Source organism: Streptococcus oralis subsp. oralis, assembly GCF_002096445.1.
Taxonomy (GTDB): domain Bacteria; phylum Bacillota; class Bacilli; order Lactobacillales; family Streptococcaceae; genus Streptococcus; species Streptococcus oralis_N.
Genome location: NZ_NCUK01000012.1, coordinates 48,065 through 68,973, shown reverse-complemented (window position 1 = coordinate 68,973; position 20,909 = coordinate 48,065). Strand labels below are relative to the sequence as shown.

General features: G+C 39.8%; 25 protein-coding genes. 4 read left to right on the top strand and 21 right to left on the bottom strand.

Annotated features, from left to right (window positions below):
- Window positions 1–81 precede the first annotated feature (81 nt).
- The 9 genes from B7721_RS10175 to B7721_RS01515 all read right to left on the bottom strand — a co-directional run bounded on the left by B7721_RS10175 (window position 82) and on the right by B7721_RS01515 (window position 4,273).
- Window positions 82–243 (bottom strand): hypothetical protein, encoded by a 162-nt coding sequence (locus tag B7721_RS10175; RefSeq protein ID WP_162837499.1) that lies wholly within the window; start codon window positions 241–243, stop codon window positions 82–84.
- Window positions 240–1,085 (bottom strand): ATP-binding protein, encoded by an 846-nt coding sequence (locus tag B7721_RS01555; RefSeq protein WP_084877183.1) that lies wholly within the window; start codon window positions 1,083–1,085, stop codon window positions 240–242. Before B7721_RS01555 ends, B7721_RS10175 begins: the two co-directional genes overlap by 4 nt.
- Window positions 1,086–1,096: 11 nt before the next feature.
- Window positions 1,097–1,966, bottom strand: a complete 870-nt coding sequence (locus B7721_RS01550; RefSeq protein ID WP_084877181.1) for a conserved phage C-terminal domain-containing protein — start codon at window positions 1,964–1,966, stop codon at window positions 1,097–1,099.
- Entirely contained in the window at window positions 1,953–2,225 is a 273-nt protein-coding gene (locus B7721_RS01545) for a hypothetical protein (protein ID WP_049490554.1), read from the bottom strand. Before B7721_RS01545 ends, B7721_RS01550 begins: the two co-directional genes overlap by 14 nt.
- A 1-nt stretch (window position 2,226) precedes the next feature.
- Window positions 2,227–2,436, bottom strand: a complete 210-nt coding sequence (locus B7721_RS01540; protein WP_084877178.1) for a hypothetical protein — start codon at window positions 2,434–2,436, stop codon at window positions 2,227–2,229.
- Between the two features lies 1 nt (window position 2,437).
- A complete protein-coding gene (locus tag B7721_RS01535) occupies window positions 2,438–2,638 on the bottom strand; it encodes a hypothetical protein (protein WP_084877177.1) in 201 nt (66 codons plus the stop codon).
- Between the two features lie 320 nt (window positions 2,639–2,958).
- The gene (locus B7721_RS01525; RefSeq protein WP_049539448.1) at window positions 2,959–3,219 is read right to left on the bottom strand and encodes a hypothetical protein; all 261 of its coding nucleotides are present in this window, start codon (window positions 3,217–3,219) and stop codon (window positions 2,959–2,961) included.
- 11 nt (window positions 3,220–3,230) lie between these two features.
- Entirely contained in the window at window positions 3,231–3,833 is a 603-nt protein-coding gene (locus tag B7721_RS01520; protein ID WP_084877175.1) for a Rha family transcriptional regulator, read from the bottom strand.
- Window positions 3,834–4,072: 239 nt separating this feature from the next.
- Complete coding sequence (locus B7721_RS01515; protein ID WP_084877174.1) at window positions 4,073–4,273, bottom strand: helix-turn-helix transcriptional regulator; 201 nt, start codon at window positions 4,271–4,273, stop codon at window positions 4,073–4,075.
- Window positions 4,274–4,473: 200 nt separating this feature from the next.
- On the opposite strand from B7721_RS01515, the gene B7721_RS10265 reads away from it, so the two are divergent.
- The 4 genes from B7721_RS10265 to B7721_RS01490 all read left to right on the top strand — a co-directional run bounded on the left by B7721_RS10265 (window position 4,474) and on the right by B7721_RS01490 (window position 7,678).
- Window positions 4,474–4,908, top strand: a complete 435-nt coding sequence (locus tag B7721_RS10265; protein ID WP_239823792.1) for a helix-turn-helix domain-containing protein — start codon at window positions 4,474–4,476, stop codon at window positions 4,906–4,908.
- Between the two features lie 52 nt (window positions 4,909–4,960).
- Entirely contained in the window at window positions 4,961–5,230 is a 270-nt protein-coding gene (locus tag B7721_RS01505) for a DUF4177 domain-containing protein (protein ID WP_000505375.1), read from the top strand.
- 205 nt (window positions 5,231–5,435) lie between these two features.
- Complete coding sequence (locus B7721_RS01500) at window positions 5,436–6,200, top strand: type II toxin-antitoxin system PemK/MazF family toxin (RefSeq protein WP_042900397.1); 765 nt, start codon at window positions 5,436–5,438, stop codon at window positions 6,198–6,200.
- A gap of 311 nt (window positions 6,201–6,511) precedes the next feature.
- Window positions 6,512–7,678 carry a tyrosine-type recombinase/integrase gene (locus B7721_RS01490; RefSeq protein ID WP_084877171.1) on the top strand — a complete coding sequence of 389 codons (1,167 nt, stop codon included), beginning with the start codon at window positions 6,512–6,514 and terminating at the stop codon, window positions 7,676–7,678.
- 156 nt (window positions 7,679–7,834) lie between these two features.
- On the opposite strand, the gene B7721_RS01485 is transcribed toward B7721_RS01490, so the two are convergent.
- From B7721_RS01485 to hpf, 12 genes are all read right to left on the bottom strand, one after another.
- Window positions 7,835–8,563, bottom strand: coding sequence for an ABC transporter ATP-binding protein (locus B7721_RS01485; protein WP_084877170.1), 729 nt, complete (start codon window positions 8,561–8,563; stop codon window positions 7,835–7,837).
- A complete protein-coding gene (locus B7721_RS01480) occupies window positions 8,563–9,570 on the bottom strand; it encodes an ABC transporter substrate-binding protein (RefSeq protein WP_084877168.1) in 1,008 nt (335 codons plus the stop codon). Before B7721_RS01480 ends, B7721_RS01485 begins: the two co-directional genes overlap by 1 nt.
- Before the next feature lie 38 nt (window positions 9,571–9,608).
- On the bottom strand, window positions 9,609–10,367 hold the full coding sequence (locus B7721_RS01475; RefSeq protein ID WP_162281762.1) for an ABC transporter permease: 759 nt from the start codon (window positions 10,365–10,367) through the stop codon (window positions 9,609–9,611).
- Window positions 10,330–10,620, bottom strand: a complete 291-nt coding sequence (locus tag B7721_RS01470; protein WP_084877167.1) for a thiamine-binding protein — start codon at window positions 10,618–10,620, stop codon at window positions 10,330–10,332. The genes B7721_RS01475 and B7721_RS01470 overlap by 38 nt, the downstream gene beginning before the upstream one ends.
- A 276-nt stretch (window positions 10,621–10,896) precedes the next feature.
- A complete protein-coding gene (gene polA, locus B7721_RS01465) occupies window positions 10,897–13,530 on the bottom strand; it encodes a DNA polymerase I (protein WP_084877519.1) in 2,634 nt (877 codons plus the stop codon).
- A gap of 84 nt (window positions 13,531–13,614) precedes the next feature.
- The gene (locus tag B7721_RS01460; protein ID WP_084877165.1) at window positions 13,615–14,724 is read right to left on the bottom strand and encodes a CHAP domain-containing protein; all 1,110 of its coding nucleotides are present in this window, start codon (window positions 14,722–14,724) and stop codon (window positions 13,615–13,617) included.
- Window positions 14,725–14,823: 99 nt separating this feature from the next.
- Window positions 14,824–15,090 carry a Veg family protein gene (locus B7721_RS01455; protein WP_001278165.1) on the bottom strand — a complete coding sequence of 89 codons (267 nt, stop codon included), beginning with the start codon at window positions 15,088–15,090 and terminating at the stop codon, window positions 14,824–14,826.
- 1 nt (window position 15,091) lies between these two features.
- Window positions 15,092–16,444 carry a replicative DNA helicase gene (dnaB, locus tag B7721_RS01450; protein WP_000852476.1) on the bottom strand — a complete coding sequence of 451 codons (1,353 nt, stop codon included), beginning with the start codon at window positions 16,442–16,444 and terminating at the stop codon, window positions 15,092–15,094.
- A 43-nt stretch (window positions 16,445–16,487) separates the two neighbouring features.
- Window positions 16,488–16,940: a 50S ribosomal protein L9 gene (gene rplI, locus B7721_RS01445; RefSeq protein ID WP_000864211.1), complete on the bottom strand. Its 453-nt coding sequence runs from the start codon at window positions 16,938–16,940 to the stop codon at window positions 16,488–16,490.
- Window positions 16,937–18,910: a DHH family phosphoesterase gene (locus B7721_RS01440; RefSeq protein WP_084877164.1), complete on the bottom strand. Its 1,974-nt coding sequence runs from the start codon at window positions 18,908–18,910 to the stop codon at window positions 16,937–16,939. Before B7721_RS01440 ends, rplI begins: the two co-directional genes overlap by 4 nt.
- 145 nt (window positions 18,911–19,055) lie before the next feature.
- Complete coding sequence (locus tag B7721_RS01435; protein WP_084877162.1) at window positions 19,056–20,234, bottom strand: acetyl-CoA C-acetyltransferase; 1,179 nt, start codon at window positions 20,232–20,234, stop codon at window positions 19,056–19,058.
- A gap of 82 nt (window positions 20,235–20,316) precedes the next feature.
- Window positions 20,317–20,865 carry a ribosome hibernation-promoting factor, HPF/YfiA family gene (hpf, locus tag B7721_RS01430; protein WP_000599111.1) on the bottom strand — a complete coding sequence of 183 codons (549 nt, stop codon included), beginning with the start codon at window positions 20,863–20,865 and terminating at the stop codon, window positions 20,317–20,319.
- Window positions 20,866–20,909 lie beyond the last annotated feature (44 nt).

The window sequence follows — 20,909 nt, the reverse complement described above, 5'->3', positions numbered from 1 at the left end:
CCCCCTTTCTATGCAAACAAAAAGGGACATACCACTAGCATTAAATGCTTACGGTATGTCCCTGAGTTGTTCTCAATAGACTTATTTTTTAGTTTCTTTTTTGACTAGATGAGTAAATTTCCCATCTGAGTAGAATAAAGTAATTTCTCCAAAACTTGGAACTTTTTCTATCTCTATTATACCACATTTTTCGTAGACAACAAAGCCTTTTTCTGTTGCAAATCGCATTTTATCATCATTCATTGATATTCTCCCCTCACTGTGTTTATAGTGTATCTCTTATCTTTGATCGTGAAAGCCTTGAAAGTGTTCCCTTCTAAACCTTTCAAAATCCTACTTGAGTTTCTAGCATTGTAAACCGTTCGCAGTTCGCTACTGTCCAAGTTTGTATTAAAAATCGTAGTTTCTCGATTATTGATAATATCAAACAAGAAATCCTGTTCCCAATCGCTCTTAGGGGTTACCGTCCCATTTTTTGCCCCTAGGTCATCAATGATTAGAAAATCAACATCAACAAGCTTTTTAACTGCCTCATACTCTGTTAAATTTGCATTTCTTCCATAAGCCCATCCTTCTTTTATCTGCTTGATAATCTCGGTTAAGCTGACAAATAAGACACTCTTAGGCTCGTTCTTCTCTCTGAAGCTCTCATTGATTTCTTTGGCCAGGGCAAGCGATAAATGACTTTTTCCTATTCCTGTGCTACCACTGATTAAAGTATTTCCTGTCATACCTGCAAGGTACTTCTGAGCTTGACCTTTTACAAACTCTAACATCTGACGCTCCTCTGTCGTCTTAACAAAGAAATTATCAAATGTCGCTCCTTTCAACTCGTTAGGAATCGTGCTATCACGCATTAAGACATCATAAGTTTTAAAGTAGGCTTGTCTGTCCTCGAACTGCTGTAATAGTTCTTTCTCTTGTTGTTTAATATCTTCCTTCACACACTCCGGGCAAAATGATTGTAGTTTTCTTTCTGAACCCCCTAATACCGGTACAGAAATTTCCCAATAATTGACCTGGTGAATATCGCAAACTTTATCCGATATTTTTCTGTTATTAAATTCTTTAAATTGTTCCTTCATCTTTGCAACTCCTAAAATGGTAGATCTGGAAAGTTGTCTTCGGACTTCCCTTTTATGGTTTTAGGCTTTTGATTCAAATAACCGTCAAACTTAGATCCGAAAAGTGTTTCTGGTCTCAGATATTTAGAAAACTCAGGACTATCCTTCCATTCTGCCGTTTTAATATCTATCACCTGTTTAAAATCTTCAAGTGTATAGCCTTCTTTGAATCGTGCCATTATCGGCTTCAAGTTTTTGTCCAAATATTTATAATTTTTCCCAACTGTATGATTCAGATAAGCTAGAGGGATTCTTATTAAATACTTCTCAGGATGTCCTTTAGTTATTTCCTCAATCATTCTCGGAGTTAACCAATTTGGGAAAGTAAAGTCAGGTTTACCTGACAATATATATTCTTTATATAACTCTTTATCTGACTCTTTATCTGACTCTTTATCTATCTCTATATCTGTTGGACATGAGTTGGAAATAGTCTTTTTATTTTGGACATTCTCCAATTTTGGTATATCTTGACTATTTTTTCTTTGGTCTCGCTTATATTTCGCCCAGTTTGTTTCACTCTCAACCATGGCTTTTGCTTGCGATAATGTAGCATGGCCATCATCGTCTATCTGAATCAGTCCGCATTTTGTAAAATATGCAACTGTCATATTTATATCATCCTCGGACACATCCAATTTTAAGGCTAGCTCCTGTACCAAATTATCAAAATACCCCTCATAGTACAAAATACAATCATCTTCTAAACTTTCCAACATAAGACGGATATAAATCACTGTCATAGTGTAGCCACCAGGCATATTTTTAAGTCGTTTAATAAAAAGATTATCAAAAAACTTCTTATCAACTTTTAACCAAAAATATATTTTAGTCTTTGCCATCATCTACCCCCAAAAACTTTAAAACGTCTGAGATTTTATAATACGCTTTTCTAGTATCTTCAATAGGCGGTATATACTGCGGTAGTCCTGCACCTTCCCATTTTATCAAGGTTTTATCTCCTATGCCCAGTTCTTCCTTTAGTTCCACCTTACTGATCAAATCTAATCTTTTTTGAGGTACTTTCTCATGGCTTTTTAAATACCGTTCCACTGCTTCCAAAATCTTAGACTTTAAATCTTCAATCATTTTTTCAAACATCTTAGTACCCCCATGGCTTAAGCCCTGCAAGCTGAATATATCGCCCATAATCAGGGCTTAAATCCTCGATAGTTGTCTCTATCGTCTGTGTACTTTCTCGCTCGATTTGGGCGCTTTTTTTGTGGTCTCGGTGGTTTAAATACATGAGAAAGCCAATCAATATCACGGTAAAAATAAGCGCCTGTGTATTGCTTAAATCTAGTTCATTCATGCTATGTCCTCGCTTTGTAATTCTTGATATAATTTACTTGATAGCTTCGCTTCATCTTCAGAAAGTCGTACACCTCTTCAGAAGTTACTTTATCATCTAAAAAGTCAATGATGAACTGAAAGAGGTTCGGATGTTTATCCTTGATTTTAGTCATTAGCTTGTCAAATTCTGATCGTGTCATGTTATCTAGGTCTAGAGTCATATTTTTCTCCATTAGCCTTTCCTTGTCCTTTTTCTTGCCTGTTTTCTATATGGTATGCTTCACCACTCCAAACGCTGGGCAGTGGCCCCAAGTTGGCGAACGCTTGTAGCGGTGTTTCATGAGTAATTACCCATCTTTCAGCTAAACAAGGCCTTAGAATCACCCTGTCAGCGCTTGATTTCAAAACCTTTTCTAATTGCTTGCCTGCTCTTCGGTTTTTCTTTAGATATTTTTTGCTATAATCAAAGCATAGAAAAAATTTCTATACTCTGAATTGTGTCGCTTGCTCGCCTTGACCAAAATTTGAGCAAGTGATTTTTTTATTTTCTTTTTGCATGATTACTACCTGACTTTGGTTTATAAAGCAAGTCTTTACTTTCGATAAGATCTAGAATCCAACTGATTCCTTGCTCCACCGTTTCAAGAAATGCGCCCAGGTCTTCACTGTCCAAGTTCTCGTAGTTCATACAAAGATATTCAGCTAGTTGTCTGTCTTTCTCAACTAGCTTTTTAAAATCCTTGGGATACTTAGGAATTTCTAACCCCTTGGCATTTGTAACTGTCTTAAAATCATTTTCCATTTTCTATACTCCTATGCTTTAAAAATTAGTTCTTTAATTTCTGAATATCTCATATTCAAGTTGATCATCGCTATTACCATATCTTCCAAGCGCTGATAGTTTGTCAGTTCCGCGCTTGTTAAACTGTCAATACCGTTTCCACTTTCTCGCTCTTGCATGAGTTGGGATTTGTTTTTCCCAGTCGCTCCCTTTAGCAGTAAGTTTGTAAGTGTACTATAGGCATGCTTGGGCGCTTTCTCCCATGATTTGATAGCTTCGGTTAAGGTCTTGCGCTTCGGCTTTTCCAGTTCCCTTTGAAGATAGCGTTTAGAAAGTTCATCACGCATTTCAAAGAAGGCTTTGACTAGGTTTTTCTTAAACTCTTTTACGGGTTCTGTATTTCGTAAGTAAGTGATCAGCAAGGTTGCTTGTTGCTCATTCAAAATATAGTCCCGTACATTTTGCCCACTCTTTGAAGGTGAAATTTTAAATTGCACCTTTCCGAAGCTTTCAAAGTCCTCTCGGTGCTTATTCAGCAAAATCTTCAAATGTCTGTGCTTAATTTCAGCGCAGTCTGCAACGATACTACTCAGTGTATACGGCTCTTTCTTGCCGTCCATATAAACCAATTCCATTGGTTAGCTCCTTTCTTATTTTTGTCAATGCTTGCCACCTAAAACAGTACCAAAGTAAATCATTGAGGTAGGGAAAATTTAGGAGAGAATAAACCCCTACAAACCCTTGATACTGCCATAGGTAGCAAGCACCTGAATCTAGCAAAAATTAGCTAGTCTGATAAATCAATCCCCCGTGCTAAAGCACCACATGAGAAATTTATAAATGTAAGATAGTATTACGATTGTGTTGCTCCTTTCTAACTATAAAATAGTTCATCTATGGTTATGTCTGATTTGATTTCTGCAACCATTGACTTAATCGCTAGGCGTTCTTTGTCATTGAATGGTGTTTTTCCTAATTCTTTGTTGTTATAAGACTGCAAAGAAATACCTAACTTGTCCGCCATCTGTTGCTGTGTAAACCCTAACATAACCCGATAGCCTTTTAATTTACTCATAGGTTCCCTCCTTTCTTAGAAAATCTCCCTCCATGAATAGATTGAAAGTGTGAAAAGTTGGATTATGCACATTTTTCCTGTGCTTGATTGTATAATGCACAATTATTTTTCTGATGCCAACTATTTTTTTTAAATTTACACAAAAAAAATGTACTTTTTGAAAAAATAGTTTATAATCATCTATGAAAGGCGTGAAAAACATGAATAGATTAAAAGAATTAAGACAAGAGAAAAAGCTATCCCAAAAGGAATTAGCTGAAAATATCGGAGTTCATTATCGAACTCTTCAAAATTGGGAAAATGAAGAAAGCCAAATCAAACCAGAAAAAGCAAAACAATTAGCTGATTTCTTTGGAGTAAGTGTTGCCTACTTGCTAAATTACTCAAATAGTAAAAAAGACCCATTTGATGGTTACATCCCAACACCAAGAGAGTATCGTTCATGGCAAGAATTTGACTATATGCAATTGTCAAAAACCGATTTAGATTTTTATGACTATGAAAAATTAAGAAAGCATCTTGATCCATTCGCTCTAGAATTGATGCTTAACTACTTTTTCTGCACCGATGATGAAAGAGAACTGCTTAGAACTATTGCAAAAAAATTCGCAAAGAAAGATGCAGTATCATTTTAAAAAAATAATGACAAGTAATATTATTTGAAAATACTGATAAGGAGTAAACCCCATGGGATTTTTTGACACTGTAAAACAAGAAGGTAGTTTTTCTACCGCATCTGGAGTAAATGGACTACACTATGTTGTCCTTCAGGTAACTTTAAAAGAAAAGTTTTTCGGTACTGGATCAGGAAACCTTACAGAATTAGAAGATGTTATCAATAAACAAGCTTCAAAAGGTTATCGCCTGCATACCATCACAACCGCCAATGGTGGAAGCAAAGGATTAGGCGGTGGCGACCGTATCCAAGCTACAATGGTTTTTGAGAAGATTCTATAAAAATCCCCCATATTCGCCAATAGTGCCCATATTCGCCAATAGTGCCCATATTTCTAAGGTCTATTGTGCAAAAACAAGGGAAAGTGAAAAATAGAAAGCCAATTTTACAGACTAAAGCGCAAAAAACGGCAAAATTGACAAATAGAGATGACTAATATCTTCTAAACCATCGGCGAAATCGTGGGCATATATAGAGAGAATTAAAATGAACAAAGAAAATCCATATTTTGAACAAACCAAACAAAACTACATAGAAGTTGAAAAACTCTATAAACTTGGTAAAGCAAAGCATACATCTTCTAAATACAGATTTCTTGCACCAGCAGTTAAAAGACAATCTGAACAATTCTTATTTGAAGCCAAGACTCAAAAAAGAAAATATTGGAAATTCAGTCGTGGTTCTCTGGTATTTGTAGAGTTCGGTGTAAATATAGGCGGAGAATTATCAAATAATCATTGGGCTATTGTCTTAGACAAAGTAGATAGTCCCTATAAAAAAACACTTACAGTAATTCCTCTAACATCTAAAAATCAAATAGATACTGTACTCATAGACGAAGTCATTGCGGAATATCCTTCTATTTTGCTTGATGAATATATTGAAAAATTACACAAAGAATTATTTGCCTACCTAAAATATTTAGATTCCAATAATGCAATTACTGAAGCTGCCTTATCGGATGTCTACCAAGCTTATACAGAACAATTTTCAAACGAAATAATTCAACCTAAGATAATAGACGATGATAACCTTAAACGGACACAATCAGAAATAAATGACGTTATTGAATTAACTCAATACTACAAAAAATACATTAAGCGTTCTTATGCCAAGTGTAATAACCTTCAAACAATCAGCAAAGATAGAATTTTAAAGAAAAATAGATTAGATCCAATCGGAAAAATGAAAGTATCTGATAACACATTGGACAAAATTAACGAAAAGTTAAAAGAATTATACCTTTTCTAATCTCTTGACATTTTTTAATAATTATATTACAATACAGTTATTAGGAGTTTAGCTCCATAAAGTTTACATTTGGATTTTAGATCCATAACGTGATAGTAGCCGTATTTGATACGGCTACTTTTCTTTTTATATTCTAGTAAACATAACTTAAAATAAAAAACTCCCCATATTCGCCTTGTTTTCTATTCTGGTACAATTTACCGTCCGACTGCTTAAAATCGAAAATAGAGGGGTTCTCGTAGCTCCTCGCATGGTATAAACTCAAAACCTTTTCTAATTGCTTGCCTGCTGATGAAAAAGGAGTTAAAACCATGAAAATTACACAACACACGAAAAAAGACGGATCAGCAGTCTACCGCTCTAGTATCTATCTTGGCATTGATTCTGTAACTGGTAAGAAGGTTAAGACTACCATATCAGCACGAACAAAGAAAGAACTCAGAAACAAGGCCAACCAGGCTAAGGTAGAATTTGAGAAAAACGGCTCGACACGGAAACAACGCTCACATATAACAACCTATAGCGAACTTGTGGACTTGTTTTGGCAAACCTACCAGCATACCATAAAGACTAATACGCAGATAAAGATAAAAGGCTGCTTAAATAACTACCTCTTACCCTCATTTGGTACTTACAAACTAGATAAACTTACCCCTGTTATTATCCAAACCCAGGTAAATAAATGGGCGGATGAGTACAATCAGGACAGAACGGGATATAAAGAATACAATCACCTTCATGCCTTAAATAAACGTATTCTACAGTACGGAGTTTCTATCCAGGCATTAGACAATAACCCTGCTCGTGATATTGTCATTCCTAGAAAGATAACCAGAGATAAACAAGAAATTAAATACTTTCAAGATCAGGAACTTAAAAACTTCCTCTCCTATCTCGATAGCCTAGAAAATACCTTTATCAATTTTTATGATACCGTGCTTTATAAGACGCTCCTAGCTACTGGACTGCGCATCCGTGAATGTCTGGCCCTGGAATGGTCTGATATTGACCTGCAGAACGGAACGATCGATATTAACAAAACACTCAACATTTTAAACCAGGTAAACACTCCTAAGACAAAATCAAGCTATAGAGTTCTAGATATCGATCATAAAACAGTGCTCATGCTTCGTCTCTACCGAGCAAGACAAGCAGAAAACGGTAGAAACATTGGCTTAACCTATGAGAAAGTATTCTCTGATAGCTTTGACAACTATGTCAATACTCGAAAGGTTGATTATCGCCTACATAAGCACTTAAAAAGCGCTAACTGTACTGATTTAGGCTTTCATGCTTTCCGACACACTCACGCTAGTATCTTGCTTAATGCTGGCCTGCCATACAAGGAAATACAGACACGGCTTGGCCATGCAAAAATATCTGTAACTATGGACACTTATAGCCATTTATCAAAAGAGAACCAAAAAAGAGCAGTCTCATTCTTTGAAACTGCCCTCGAAAAAATAAAAAGTTCTTAAAAAAGTCCACAAAATTAAAAAAGCGATACATAAAACCCTTATGTATCAACGATTATAGAATGATTTCGGTATAATTGACTATTATACCGAAATTTTTTTATTTTTAAAAGAAAAAGGGCGCTGGTAAAGAATAATCTTCACTAACTCCCTATTTTTCTACTTATTTAAGCCTAATTCTGCTAATATTTGTCGTTTGTAGGCAATCTTTTGGACTTCCTTGTCCTCATCTTCAGACCAATCTAGTTTAATTTCTGAGACAATCTGCCCAGGCCGATTTTCCAAGATATAGATGCGGTCGCTGAGATTGAGGGCCTCTTCGATACTATGCGTTATGATGAGGGTCGTCAGTTGCAACTGCTTGTGAATTTCCAGATACCAGGCATGAAGTTCCATCTTGGTCATCTCATCCAAAGCACTAAAGGCCTCATCCAAAAGAAAGAGCTTGTGCCCAAAAAGATAGGTCCGGAGCAAGGCTACACGCTGGCGCATCCCTCCGCTGAGTTCGTGAGGATACTTGTCCCGTACAGCTGTCAACTGGAAGGTCACAAGGATTTCATCTGCTCGGGCAATAGCCTCTGCCTTATCCACCTTTTGAATCAAGAGTGGCAGAATGATATTGCCAAGCACCGTTTTGTGCTCCAAGAGGAGATCCTTTTGCAGCATATAACTCACGCGCCCCTTAGGATTTTCCTCGCCGTCAAGGACAATTCGCCCAAACTGGACTTCTAAAATCCCAGCGATTAGATTAAAGAGAGTGGTCTTTCCAACACCACTTGGACCTAGGATAGAAACTACTTCACCTGAAATCACCTGCAGGTTGATATCCTCTAAAATCTTTTCATCGCCATAGGCATAGCTGACGTGTTCTAGTCTTATTTCTGTCATTATTTCACAAATTCATTGGTGAAGCCTTTGTCTGTCAAGTCTTCTTTAAGGATACCATTTTCTTTATCCCATTTGTAGAAGGCATTCCAACGTTCAGCGTCAAATTGTCCCCATTTTTCCTTGTCATTTGCATATTCTTTTGACAAGTATTTTTGAGATTCGATAACAAAGTCACGTTTTTCCTTGAGTTCAGGTGCATTCTTGATGAGGATATCTGCAGCTTCTTCTGGATGCTCCATGGCATATTGGTAGCCTTTTTTGATGGCTTGGATGACTTTACGAGCTTCTTCCTTGTTGTCTTTTAGATAGTCGTTGTTTGCGATGATAACGGGTGAGTAGTAGTCAAACTCCTTGACATAGTCTTTCAAGTACATGAAGTTAGCATCTACACCTTGCGATTTGGCAAGGATACCATCCCAACCGTAGTAGATCCAAGCAGTGTCAAAGACGCCATTGGCAATTGGTGTGATAGAGTTTGAGTCGTTGTTTGGTACTTTTTCGACCTTCTCAAAGTCTCCGCCTTGTGATTCTACCAAGGTTTTCAACATAGCAAGCTCCGTTGGGTCATTCCAGGTTCCGTATTTCTTCCCAACTAAGTCCTTTGGACTGCTGACATTGTCAGATTTACGAGAAATGATTCCTGATGTATTGTGCTCAACGATAGCTGCAACAGCAGTGATTCCTGCACCTTTTTCCAATTTCTTAGCCATGTAGTCTTGGAAATAGATAGCAAACGGCGCCTTGCCATTGATCACCAAGTCAGATGAGCTTTCTTCTGGTGGCAATTTCAAGTCAACATCCACTCCAGCTTCTTTGAAATAACCTTTTTCCTTGGCAACATAAAGCCCTGTGTGGTTAGTATTTGGCGTCCAGTCTAGGATAAAGTCAATCTTCTTGAGTTCTGCTTCTTTGTTGTCCTTAGAAGCAGTCCCTTGACCACAAGCCACCAGCACGACAGCTACAAGAGCTGTCACAAGCGTTAAAAACACTTTCCATGTTTTCATCATTTTCATTTCCTCTTTTCTTTTTCTAAAACATCCTTATCTTAGGGACGTTTCCATTTAATCACATATTTTTCACTAATATCGACCAACTTCATACCGAGAAGGCTGATAATCGACACCAGAATAATAATGGCAAACATGGTATCATACTGAAACAGTTTTTTAGACTGAATCATATAGACACCTAGTCCTTCAAAGCCTCCCAACCACTCAGATACCACTGTTGTGATAAAGGCGTAGGAGACACTAACCCTCAGACCTGCATAAAAGTAAGGCAGGCTAACCGGGATTTTAAAATGCCACAGGATTTGCCAAGGCTTGGCTCGCATCAGACTAAATAAGGTCAGCATATCCTTGTCACAATGCCTAAATCCATCCAAAATACTGACGATGATAGGGAAGGTTGTCGTCAAGATAATCAAGACAATCTTGGGCAAAATTCCATAGCCTAGCCACAAGACCAGGATAGGGGCTATGGCAATGGTCGGAATGGTCTGAACAACCACCATCATAGGGTAGATAAGATCATTGAGCCAAGTCAGACTGTCCATAAGCACCGCCATGATACAGGCAATCAAGACTCCCAAGACTAGACCTAGCAAAGCCACTCTCAAGGTCGCCCAGCTATGGTGCCAGAGAAATTCTCTATCTCGAACAAAGGCCTGGAGAATTTCAAAAGGGGTTGGCAGGATAAACTTGGGTAAAAGTTTGAATATTCCCGCTAACTGCCAGATTGACAAGACTCCTAGAAAACCAAATAGACTAATGTGACGTCTCAGTATACTTTTCAAGTTTCTCATCAATACTTAGAATCTCTCCTATATTTATTTTGACATTGGCAAAGACATTATCTGCTTCCCGCCCTGTCACTTCCAACGCTTCTTTGAGAATACGCATGAGCTCATCAAACTCCCCTTCCAAGACCGTTTCAAAGGGTGTCACTACCATGGTCACGGACTGAGCTTGCAGATAAGCAATCACCTGATCGATAATAGCAATTCGATTAATCCCCTGTGATAGGGGCAAGACTTGCAAGGCAATGCTTGCTTTCATAAAAACCTCCTTTTCTCAGGTTTCCCTTTGACAAAAAGAAAACCCCTTCCATATATGGAAAAGGTGCAGAATTCGGCTAAGTATCGTTCCCTACGCTGGCATTACCCAGATCAGGTGCGGTCGAAGTTTAACACTTCCTCTCAGACTGTACACAGACTCCCATATCTTATATGGAAATATAGTAACGCAAATACAAGGAAAAGTCAAGGAAACTGCTTACAGAAAATCATGAAAAAGAGCTTGAAGGCAAATGTTTCAAACTCTTTCATAACTTTCTTATTTAGCCTCGTACCATGTTGCCCCTTCATTTTCATCTGCGATAAGTGGAACACTGAGTTGGATGGCTTCTTCCATGGTTTGTTTCACTAGAGCTTTAACGGCTGCTAGTTCTGATTTTGGAACCTCAAGGACGATTTCATCATGCACTTGCAACAGCATCTTGGTCTGATAACCACCTTCAACTAGAGCCTTATCTAGCTGAATCATAGCAATCTTAAGAATATCTGCTGCTGAGCCCTGGATAGGAGAGTTGATGGCTGTACGCTCTGCAAAACCACGAATGTTGAAGTTGCGCGAATTGATATCCGGCAACTCACGACGACGCTTGAAGAGGGTCTCTACATAGCCCTTATCACGCGCCTCACGCACCACCTCATCCATGTAGTTTTTAATACCTGGGAAGCGTTCAAAGTAAGTGTCAATGTAGGTTTTTGCTTCCTTACGGCTGATGCCCAGATTATTAGACAAGCCAAAGTCTGAAATCCCGTAAACCACTCCGAAGTTAACCGCCTTGGCATTACGACGGTCGTTTGGAGTCACATCCTCAGGACGTTCAATTCCAAAGACCCGCATGGCCGTCGAGGTATGGATATCAGCTCCCTCTTGGAAGGCTTTGATTAAGTGCTCATCCTTAGAAATATGGGCCAAAACGCGCAACTCAATCTGTGAATAGTCCGAGCTGAGCAGCACGCTATCCTCCCACTCAGGTACAAAAGCCTTACGAATGAGGCGGCCTTGTTCCAAACGAATAGGAATATTTTGCAAGTTTGGATCTACACTAGACAGACGTCCGGTCTGAGTCAAATCTTGCACATAGCGCGTGTGGATCTTGCCATCATCCAAAATCCAGTCTTGCAAACCAATCACATAGGTAGATTGAATCTTAGCAATCTGACGGTAGTCTAGAATTTTTTTAACAATCGGAGCAATAGGAGCTAGACGCTCTAGCACATCCACAGCTGTCGAGTAACCTGTCTTGGTTTTCTTGGTGTACTCTAGAGGAAGACCTAGTTTTTCAAAGAGAAGGACGCCCAACTGCTTAGGCGAGTTGATATTAAACTCCTCACCAGCTAGTTCATAAATCTCTTGAGTGAGTTGCTCAATGACGACCTCATTTTCAGCCTGCATCTCAAGTAGGGTTTCTTTTTTGACCTTGATCCCAGCAATTTCCATCTTGGCAAGGACAAAAGCCAGAGGTTGCTCCATGTCATAGAGAAGGTCTAATTGCCCATGTTCACTGAGTTTTTCAAGTAAAACCGGCTCAGTCTCAACCAATACAGCAACCTTGCGAGCCAAGTGCTCCAAGAATTTCTCTCTCTCAGGGATGGCTTTCTTGACACCCTTACCGTAGAAAGTCTCATCATCAGCCAGATAAGTCTGGCCGTAGAGACTCGCAATGGTTGAAATTTCATTGTTCTCGACTGTTGAGAGGAGGTATTTGGCCAAACGACTGTCAAAAGCAGGTGCCTGGAGATTCAAGCCCAAGCGATTTAAAAGAACCTTCGCTTTCTTAAAGTCATACACTTTCAGAGGTGTTTTTTCTAGAAAATCCTTGAGAATCGGCTCCTGCAAGAGCTCAAGTTTATCTGTAGTGTAAAGTTTATCTCCGCAGGACCAGGCAAAACCAACCAAGTCATCTGTATGGTAGTTCTCACCAAAGAGTTCAAAGTGGAAGATAGAGTCTGCGCTCAGCATGTCTTGACTGACGTGGTCAACGATGGCGAAATCCAAACTTTCAGGCACATCCTTCGACGAAACATTTAGAGCTTGTTTGAGCTGTTTGAAGCCCATCTCATCGTAGAATTTCCCGAGTTTTTCCACATCTGGGCCATTATAGACCAAATCATCAAGGCCAATCTCAATCGGTACCTGAGTATCAATGGTCGCTAGTGTTTTAGATAAAAAGGCTTGTTCTTTATCGTTGACGAGATTTTCCTTCATCTTAGAAGCCTTCATCCCATCGATATTTTCATAAATACCCTCAAGCGAACCATGTTCCAGCAAGAGTTTGATACCCGTCTTTTCACCAATCTTAGTAACACCAGGGATATTATCAGACTTATCCCCCATAAGAGCCTTAAGATCAATGAACTGAGCTGGTGTGAGGCCCATCTTTTCCATGAGGTAATCTGGTGTAAAGGCCTCAAACTCAGCCACACCTTTCTTAGAAATCTCGACCACCGTATGCTCATCCGTCAACTGGATCAAATCCTTATCTCCGCTAACAATAGTCACATCGAAGGAATCCTTCTCAGCCAAGCGACCTAGAGTTCCGATGATATCATCGGCTTCATACTGGGGCAGTTCATAATGGCGAATCCCAAGGTGGTCTAACAACTCACGAATGAAGGGAAATTGCTCACGAAACTCATCTGGAGTTTTAGCACGGCCACCCTTGTAGTCTGCATACATCTCTGTTCGGAAAGTCGTCTTGCCTGCATCAAAGGCTACCAAAACATGACTGGGCTCAACCCGTTCTAAGACATGATTCAGCATGAGTTGAAAGCCATAGATTGCATTGGTATGAAGGCCATTAGCATTTTTAAAACGATCCAACTGCTGATAGAGCGCAAAAAAAGCTCGAAAAGCAACAGAAGATCCATCAATTAATAATAATTTTTTCTTGTCCATACACCCATTATAAAGGAAAGCAAGGAAAAATACCATCGGAAAGAATAGGCAAATGGTAGTGAAGTTCTCTTTTTTATATTCTTTCTAGATTCTAGCTCCATTACTATCCACTCGATAGCCATCCACTGTAGTATTCACTGCTAAAGCCCCTGAAGCATTAACGTAGTAAGATTTTCCGCCTACCTGGAACCACTGACTAGACTTCATAGCCCCTGAACTTTCCAAATAGTACCATGTTCCATTTTCCTTGAGCCATCCCGTCTGCATCTCACCCGAAGTCTTCAGGTAATACCAGTGAGAGCCATCCTTAATCCAGCCAGTTGACATGACCCCATTTTCTTTTAAATGATACCAATTGCCATTGACTTTTTTCCATCCTGTCGCTAGCTTACCATTCTCTCGGTAATACCAACTCCCTCCTTCTTTTTTCCAGCCTTTTTCTGTATTGCTTAGCTCTGCATACTGCACATATCTTCTAGAACCGCTATAAGACAAATAACCGAGCCACTTATAACCATCCTTTTCAATAACCTGGTCATAGCTCACACTCTCACCAGCATAATAGTAGTCAATAACCTGTCCTGTACTTGACGGTTGGTCCATAATAGGCGATTTCCCCGTGAATACTATTGTCCCACTAGACGGAAGTTCTGGGCTACGAACATTCTCACCCTCACTATGGCTAGCAGATAAATCCCTGAAATGAATAAAACCTGTCATCGAACTAGCCTTGACCTTTCGGCGGTTATACTTTTCCCGAACCCCATAGTTATACTCTTCGATTTCAATCGTATCCCCCGACACATTTGATACCCAGGCCACGTGCCCATAATAACCTTCTGTCGACCAAGCAATAGCCCCAACTTCTGGCTTAGTATCCACACGGTAGCCTTCTCGCCTTGCACGATGTCCCCATTCATTTGCATTTCCATAGGCAGGAGGAATCTCAAAGCCATTTACACTACTCAAACGAAAGGCCGCAAAAGAGGTACACTGGCGAGAATACATCCGCCACTGATCGATTTCAACACTACCATTTTTGTAGTGAAGCGGATAGTCATCTCCACGCGCTACACTGTCGGCCTGAACTGATTCCCCACCAAACAAAAAGGTACTTGTAACAAACAAAGTAGCCAGCCCTACACTCAACTGAGTACATCTACTCTTCTTAACTCCTGATTTAAAAAACGTCATTAATTCTCCTTAATAATATAAATTTCCGAGGTTACCCTCGTTTATACTATTCGGGAGAAAAAGAAAAAAGTGAGCAAAGCTCACTTCATTTTAGGATTCTTAGTCTAGATAGCGAATCAAGTTCTTTTCTGTCAAGATATCTGAGTAGGTGAAGGATTCAACGTAAACATTAGCTTGTTTATCTCCCTCAACATCCCCAAATTCAACGATAAATAGAGATGGATAAACCTCAATTAGCTTACCCAATCTATTTTTTTGGCGCTTACGGCCATTCTCCAAAGTCATTTCAACGACTTGTCCCTCATGCGCCTTGATCTCTTCTTTGATTTTTTTCATCTTGGCTACATCTGTAAATGCATCTGACATTTTATGCCTCCCTCTTTGAGATACTTGAAAATTTATTGTATTCTTTTTGGAAAATCAATTCCACCGTTCCACGAGCTCCACTACGGTTTTTCTCGATGATAACCTCAACCTTGTTATTTGGAATTCCTTCCTCTTCTTCACCCGCACGATCGTAGTAGTCGTCACGGTATAGAAAGGCTACGATATCCGCATCCTGCTCGATAGAACCCGATTCACGAATATCAGACAAGACTGGTCTCTTATCCTGACGCTGTTCCACTCCACGAGATAACTGACTAAGAGCAATGACTGGAACTTTCAATTCCTTAGCAAGAATTTTCAACTGACGAGAAATTTCAGAGACTTCTTGTTGGCGGTTCTCACGACCAGTCCCTGTGATAAGCTGTAGGTAGTCGATCAAAATCAATCCTAGATTGCCTGTTTCTTGAGCCAGTTTTCGTGAGCGCGAACGAATTTCCGTAATCCGAATCCCTGGTGTATCATCGATATAAATACTCGCGTTGGCTAGGTTCCCTTGAGCAATGGTATACTTTTGCCACTCCTCATCAGTCAATTGACCTGTACGGATAGAATGGGACTCCACCAAACCTTCTGCTGCCAACATACGGTCTACTAGACTTTCTGCACCCATTTCCAGTGAAAAGATGGCAACTGTCTTGTCCAACTTAGTCCCAATGTTCTGAGCAATGTTCAAGGCAAAGGCCGTCTTACCAACTGCTGGTCGCGCTGCTAAGATAATTAACTCCTCCTCATGGAGACCTGTCGTCATATGGTCCAAATCACGGTAACCCGTTGCAATACCAGTGATATCCGTTGTTTGTTGTGACCGAACTTCTAGATTCCCAAAGTTGATATTTAGAATATCACGGATGTTCTTGAAACCACTACGATTGGCGTTTTCGCTAACATCAATGAGCCCCTTTTCAGCCTGAGCAATGATTTCATCTGCAGGCTTAGAAGCCTCATAGGCTTGGTTGACAGACTCTGTCAATTTGGAAATCAAGCGACGTAGCATAGCCTTTTCAGCTACAATTTTAGCATAATACTCCGCATTAGCTGAAGTTGGCACAGAGTTGACGATTTCAACAAGATAGGACAAGCCACCAATATTTTGGAGATCCCCTTGGCTATCCAAAATCGTCCGAACTGTCGTCGCATCAATTGCTTCCCCACGATCCGACAAATCTACCATTGCTTGGAAAATCAACCGATGAGCATATTTAAAGAAGTCACGAGAATCAATGTATTCTCGGACAAAAACGAGCTTACTCTCATCTATAAAAATAGCCCCCAGAACAGATTGTTCTGCCAAAATATCCTGAGGTTGAACTCGCAGTTCCTCTACTTCTGCCATCCGACTTTCCTTCCTTTTACAATCTTGTCAAGAAGTTGTAAACTTAACCTTCTTTTACACGAAGATTGATGACACTTGTAACATCTTGATAGATCTTCACTGGTACATCAATCAAACCTACTGCTCGAATTGGTGCTTGCACTTGAATATTGCGTTTGTCAATCTTAATACCAAACTGCTTTTGCAATTCTTCTGCAATTTTCTTGTTAGTGATAGAGCCAAATGTACGGCCATCTGGTCCAACCTTTTCAACAAACTCTACAACAGTTTCTTCTGCTTCAAGCTTAGCCTTGATAGCCTTTGCTTCAGCAATCATCTCTGCATGAGCTTTTTCTTCAGATTTTTGTTTTCCACGCAACTCACCCACTGCTTGAGCAGTCGCTTCCTTAGCCAAATTCTTTTTAATCAGGAAGTTTTGAGCGTAGCCAGTTGGCACTTCCTTGATTTCGCCTTTTTTCCCTTTTCCTTTGACATCTGCTAAAAAGATTACTTTCATTCTTCTTTCTCCTTTTCCTTTAGTTCATCTAAGACAAGTTGAGTCAGTTTGTCTCCAACTTCTGTTAGACTCATATTCTCGATTTGCGCGGCAGCTAGATTAAAGTGACCACCGCCACCCAACTCTTCCATAATACGTTGGACGTTGATTTTACTACGACTTCGAGCCGAGATAGAGATAAATCCTTGTGTATTTTTTGCCAGAACGAAACTAGCCTCAATACCAGACATAGCCAACATAGCATCAGCAGCCTTACTGATAACAACTGTGTCATAAGTCGTTGAGTCCTTAGCTTGGGCAATCAAGATATCTGAACCTAACTTACGACCTTGTAAAATGAGTTCATTTACCTCACGGTACTCTTCAAAATCTGTCGCAGCAATTTCCTGGATCGCGATACTGTCACTTCCCCGTGTTCGGAGGTAGCTAGCCACATCAAAAGTTCGACTCGTTACGCGAGATGTAAAGTTCTTGGTATCCAGCATCATACCAGCCATCAAAACACTGGCCTGCATACGACTCAAACGATTCTTCTTAGAATTTTGGAACTGAATCAATTCTGTGACCAACTCACTGGCACTACTTGCTCCACTTTCGATATAGGTGATGACTGCATTCTCTGGAAAATCCTGATCACGTCGATGATGGTCAATGACAATAGTTTGAGTGAATAGATCATAAAAACCTTTGGATAAGGTCAAAGCTGTCTTCGAATGATCCACTAGAATCAACAAAGAGCGCTTGGTAACCAGCCTCATCGCATCAGACAGCGGCAAGAGCTTGGTAACACCCTCTTTTGCCAAAAAGTTGATAGCCCGCTCGATATCTGGCGACATCTGGTCTGCATCGTAGACTGCATAGCTGTCTTCTGTAATATTGCTTGCAAACAACTGCATGCCAACGGCAGAGCCCAAAGCGTCCATATCTAGATTCTTGTGCCCGACCACAAAGACTTGGTCCACACTTCGAATTTTATCTGAAATGGCTGTCATCATGGCTCTGGTACGTGTTCTTGTTCTCTTAACAGAGGCTGCGGAACCACCACCAAAATAGACTGGGTTCTTGGTTTCATCATTTTCCTTGACAACCACCTGATCACCACCACGAACCTCAGCTAGGTTCAAGTTTCTTAGAGCAACTTTCCCTATCTCATCATGATTTCCATCACCATAAGAAAAGCCCATGCTCAAGGTCAATGGCAACTGTCTCTGTTTTGACTCCTCACGAAAGGCATCAATCACAGAGAATTTATCATTCATCAATTCCTCTAGTACCGTGTAATCTGTGAATACATAAAAACGATCCATCCCCACACGGCGAGAGAACATAGCATACTTACTAGCAAATTCTGAAACAAAATTGGCTACAAAACTATTGATATGACTGATATCGGAGTCAGATGTCGCATCCTCCAAATCATCATAGTTATCTACCGAGATGACTCCAATGACTGGACGGCTAGTTACCAATTCGACAGTTGCTTCGTACTCTCCAGAAACATCAAAGAAATACAAAACACCCGAAACCTTGTCCATATGAACAGCATATCGTGTTTCGCCCAAGGTAGCATACGAACCTGGATTCCCAACAGAAGCCTTGATGATGGTTTGAATTAACTCAACATCAATTTCGCCTTCTTCAGTCGTCAAAATCAGCTCAGCATAGGGATTAAACCATTCCACTTCTCCACTTGATAAGTCTAATTTCAGGACTCCCACTGGCATTTGATCAAGCAAAGTACTCAAGCTATTTTCGGCTTGGTGATTTACATATTGGATTTGTTCAATTTCGCTCTTTTCATACTGTTTTTTTTGCCATACAAATAAAAGCAGATAAAGCAGTACAAATAAAAACAAAACAGTGATTGTTACAGCAAGATTATGTGAAAAAATAATCAGCAAAGTTAAGATTCCGAAAGTTGCAAGTCCTAGCAAGACCGCAGAAAACGGGATTAAATTATTTTTTTTCATTCTAAACCTCTTGCGCATTATTATATCACAAAAACCCTTAAAAAGCGACCTTTTAAAAGATGCAAGCCCTTCATTTCTCTAACTTCAGACACAAAAATAGGAGGGAATCATCACCCTCCTACCCACGTGTTCAAATCACTAACACCTAACGTTCAACGATGAGGGCTGTTCCCATCCCTCCTCCAATACAGAGAGTTGCTAAGCCAGTTTTAGCATCACGTTTCATCATCTCATGTACAAGGGTCACTAGGATACGGCAACCGGAAGCCCCAATTGGGTGACCAAGAGCAATGGCGCCACCATTGACGTTGACAATATCTGTGTTGAAACCAAGTGTTTTACCAACCGCACAAGCCTGAGCAGCAAAAGCTTCATTTGACTCAATCAAGTCGAGATCTTCAACTGTCAAATTGCCTTTTTCAAGAGCCTTGCGAGTCGCATAAATCGGCCCACATCCCATCATCTTAGGATCCAAACCTGCACTTGCATACGAACGAATGTGGGCAATCACTGAAAGTCCTAATTCTTCAGCTTTTTCAGCACTCATGACCAAGACAGCTGCTGCCCCGTCATTGATACCGGAAGCATTTCCCGCTGTGACAGAACCGTCTTTTTTGAAAACAGAACCTAGCATAGACAGGCTCTCCAAGCTAGTATTTTTTCTAGGATATTCATCTGTATCAAAAACGATAGGATTGCCTTTGCGTTGAGGAATGACCACTGGCACTATCTCTTCTTTAAAGCGTCCAGATTCTATAGCTGCAACTGCTCGTTTTTGTGACTCTAAAGCAAGAGCATCTTGTTCTTCTCGACTGACACCATATTCTTCAGCCACATTCTCAGCGGTAATTCCCATATGGTATTCGTTAAAGGCATCAGACAAACCGTCCTTAATCATGGTATCTACCACTTTTGAATCGCCCATATGGCCGCCCCAACGGAAGCTTGGCAAAACGTATGGAGCCTGACTCATGTTTTCTGCACCACCAGCTACGATAATATCTGCATCGCCACATCGAATCGCTTGAGCAGCCAACTGCACGGCCTTCAAACCAGAACCACAAACCTTGTTGATAGTAAAGGCTGGTGTAAATTCAGGGAGTCCTGCATGAACGCTCATTTGACGAGCTACGTTTTGACCTAAACCTGCGCCTAGGACATTCCCCATAATCACTTCATCTACTAGCTCTGGTTTGACATTGGCTTTTTCCAAAGCACTCTTAATAGCCAACGCTCCCAAATCAACAGCTGAAACATTCTTCAAACTTCCTCCAAAGGAGCCTATTGGAGTTCGCACTGCCGAAACAATCACCACGTCTTTCATAACTGCCCCCCATATATACCTTTTATAATGACGCAATACAAAAGTGGTTTACACTGGTGTAAACCACTTTAAAAATTCTATTTTATGATTCTTTCACTTCTAACAAACCAACTTCACCATCTTCACGGCGATACAAAACATTAGTTGTTTGATCTTCTACATCTACATAGATAAAGAAATCATGTCCCAATAAATCCATTTGGAGAAGAGCTTCTTCTAAATCCATTGGCTTCAAATCAATTTGTTTTGAACGAACGACTTTTGGTTGCACAACATTTGCATCTTCAACTAGAGCATCTGTAAAGAGTTGACTTGTCGCAACTTTATTTTTATTCTTACGTTCGATTTTAGTTTTATTTTTACGAATTTGACGTTCAATTTTATCTGTTACAAGATCGATAGAACCATACATATCTTGAGAAATATCTTCAGCACGAAGAGTGATAGATCCAAGCGGAATTGTTACTTCAACCTTTGCTGTTTTTTCACGGTAAACTTTCAGGTTTACTCGTGCATCCAACTCTTGCTCAGGTTGAAAATACTTTTCGATCTTTTCGAGTTTAGAAACTACATAATCACGAATTGCTTCTGTTACTTCTAGGTTTTCACCACGGATACTATATTTAATCATATAAGTACCTTCTTTCTAAACATTTTTGTTTTTCTAATTATATT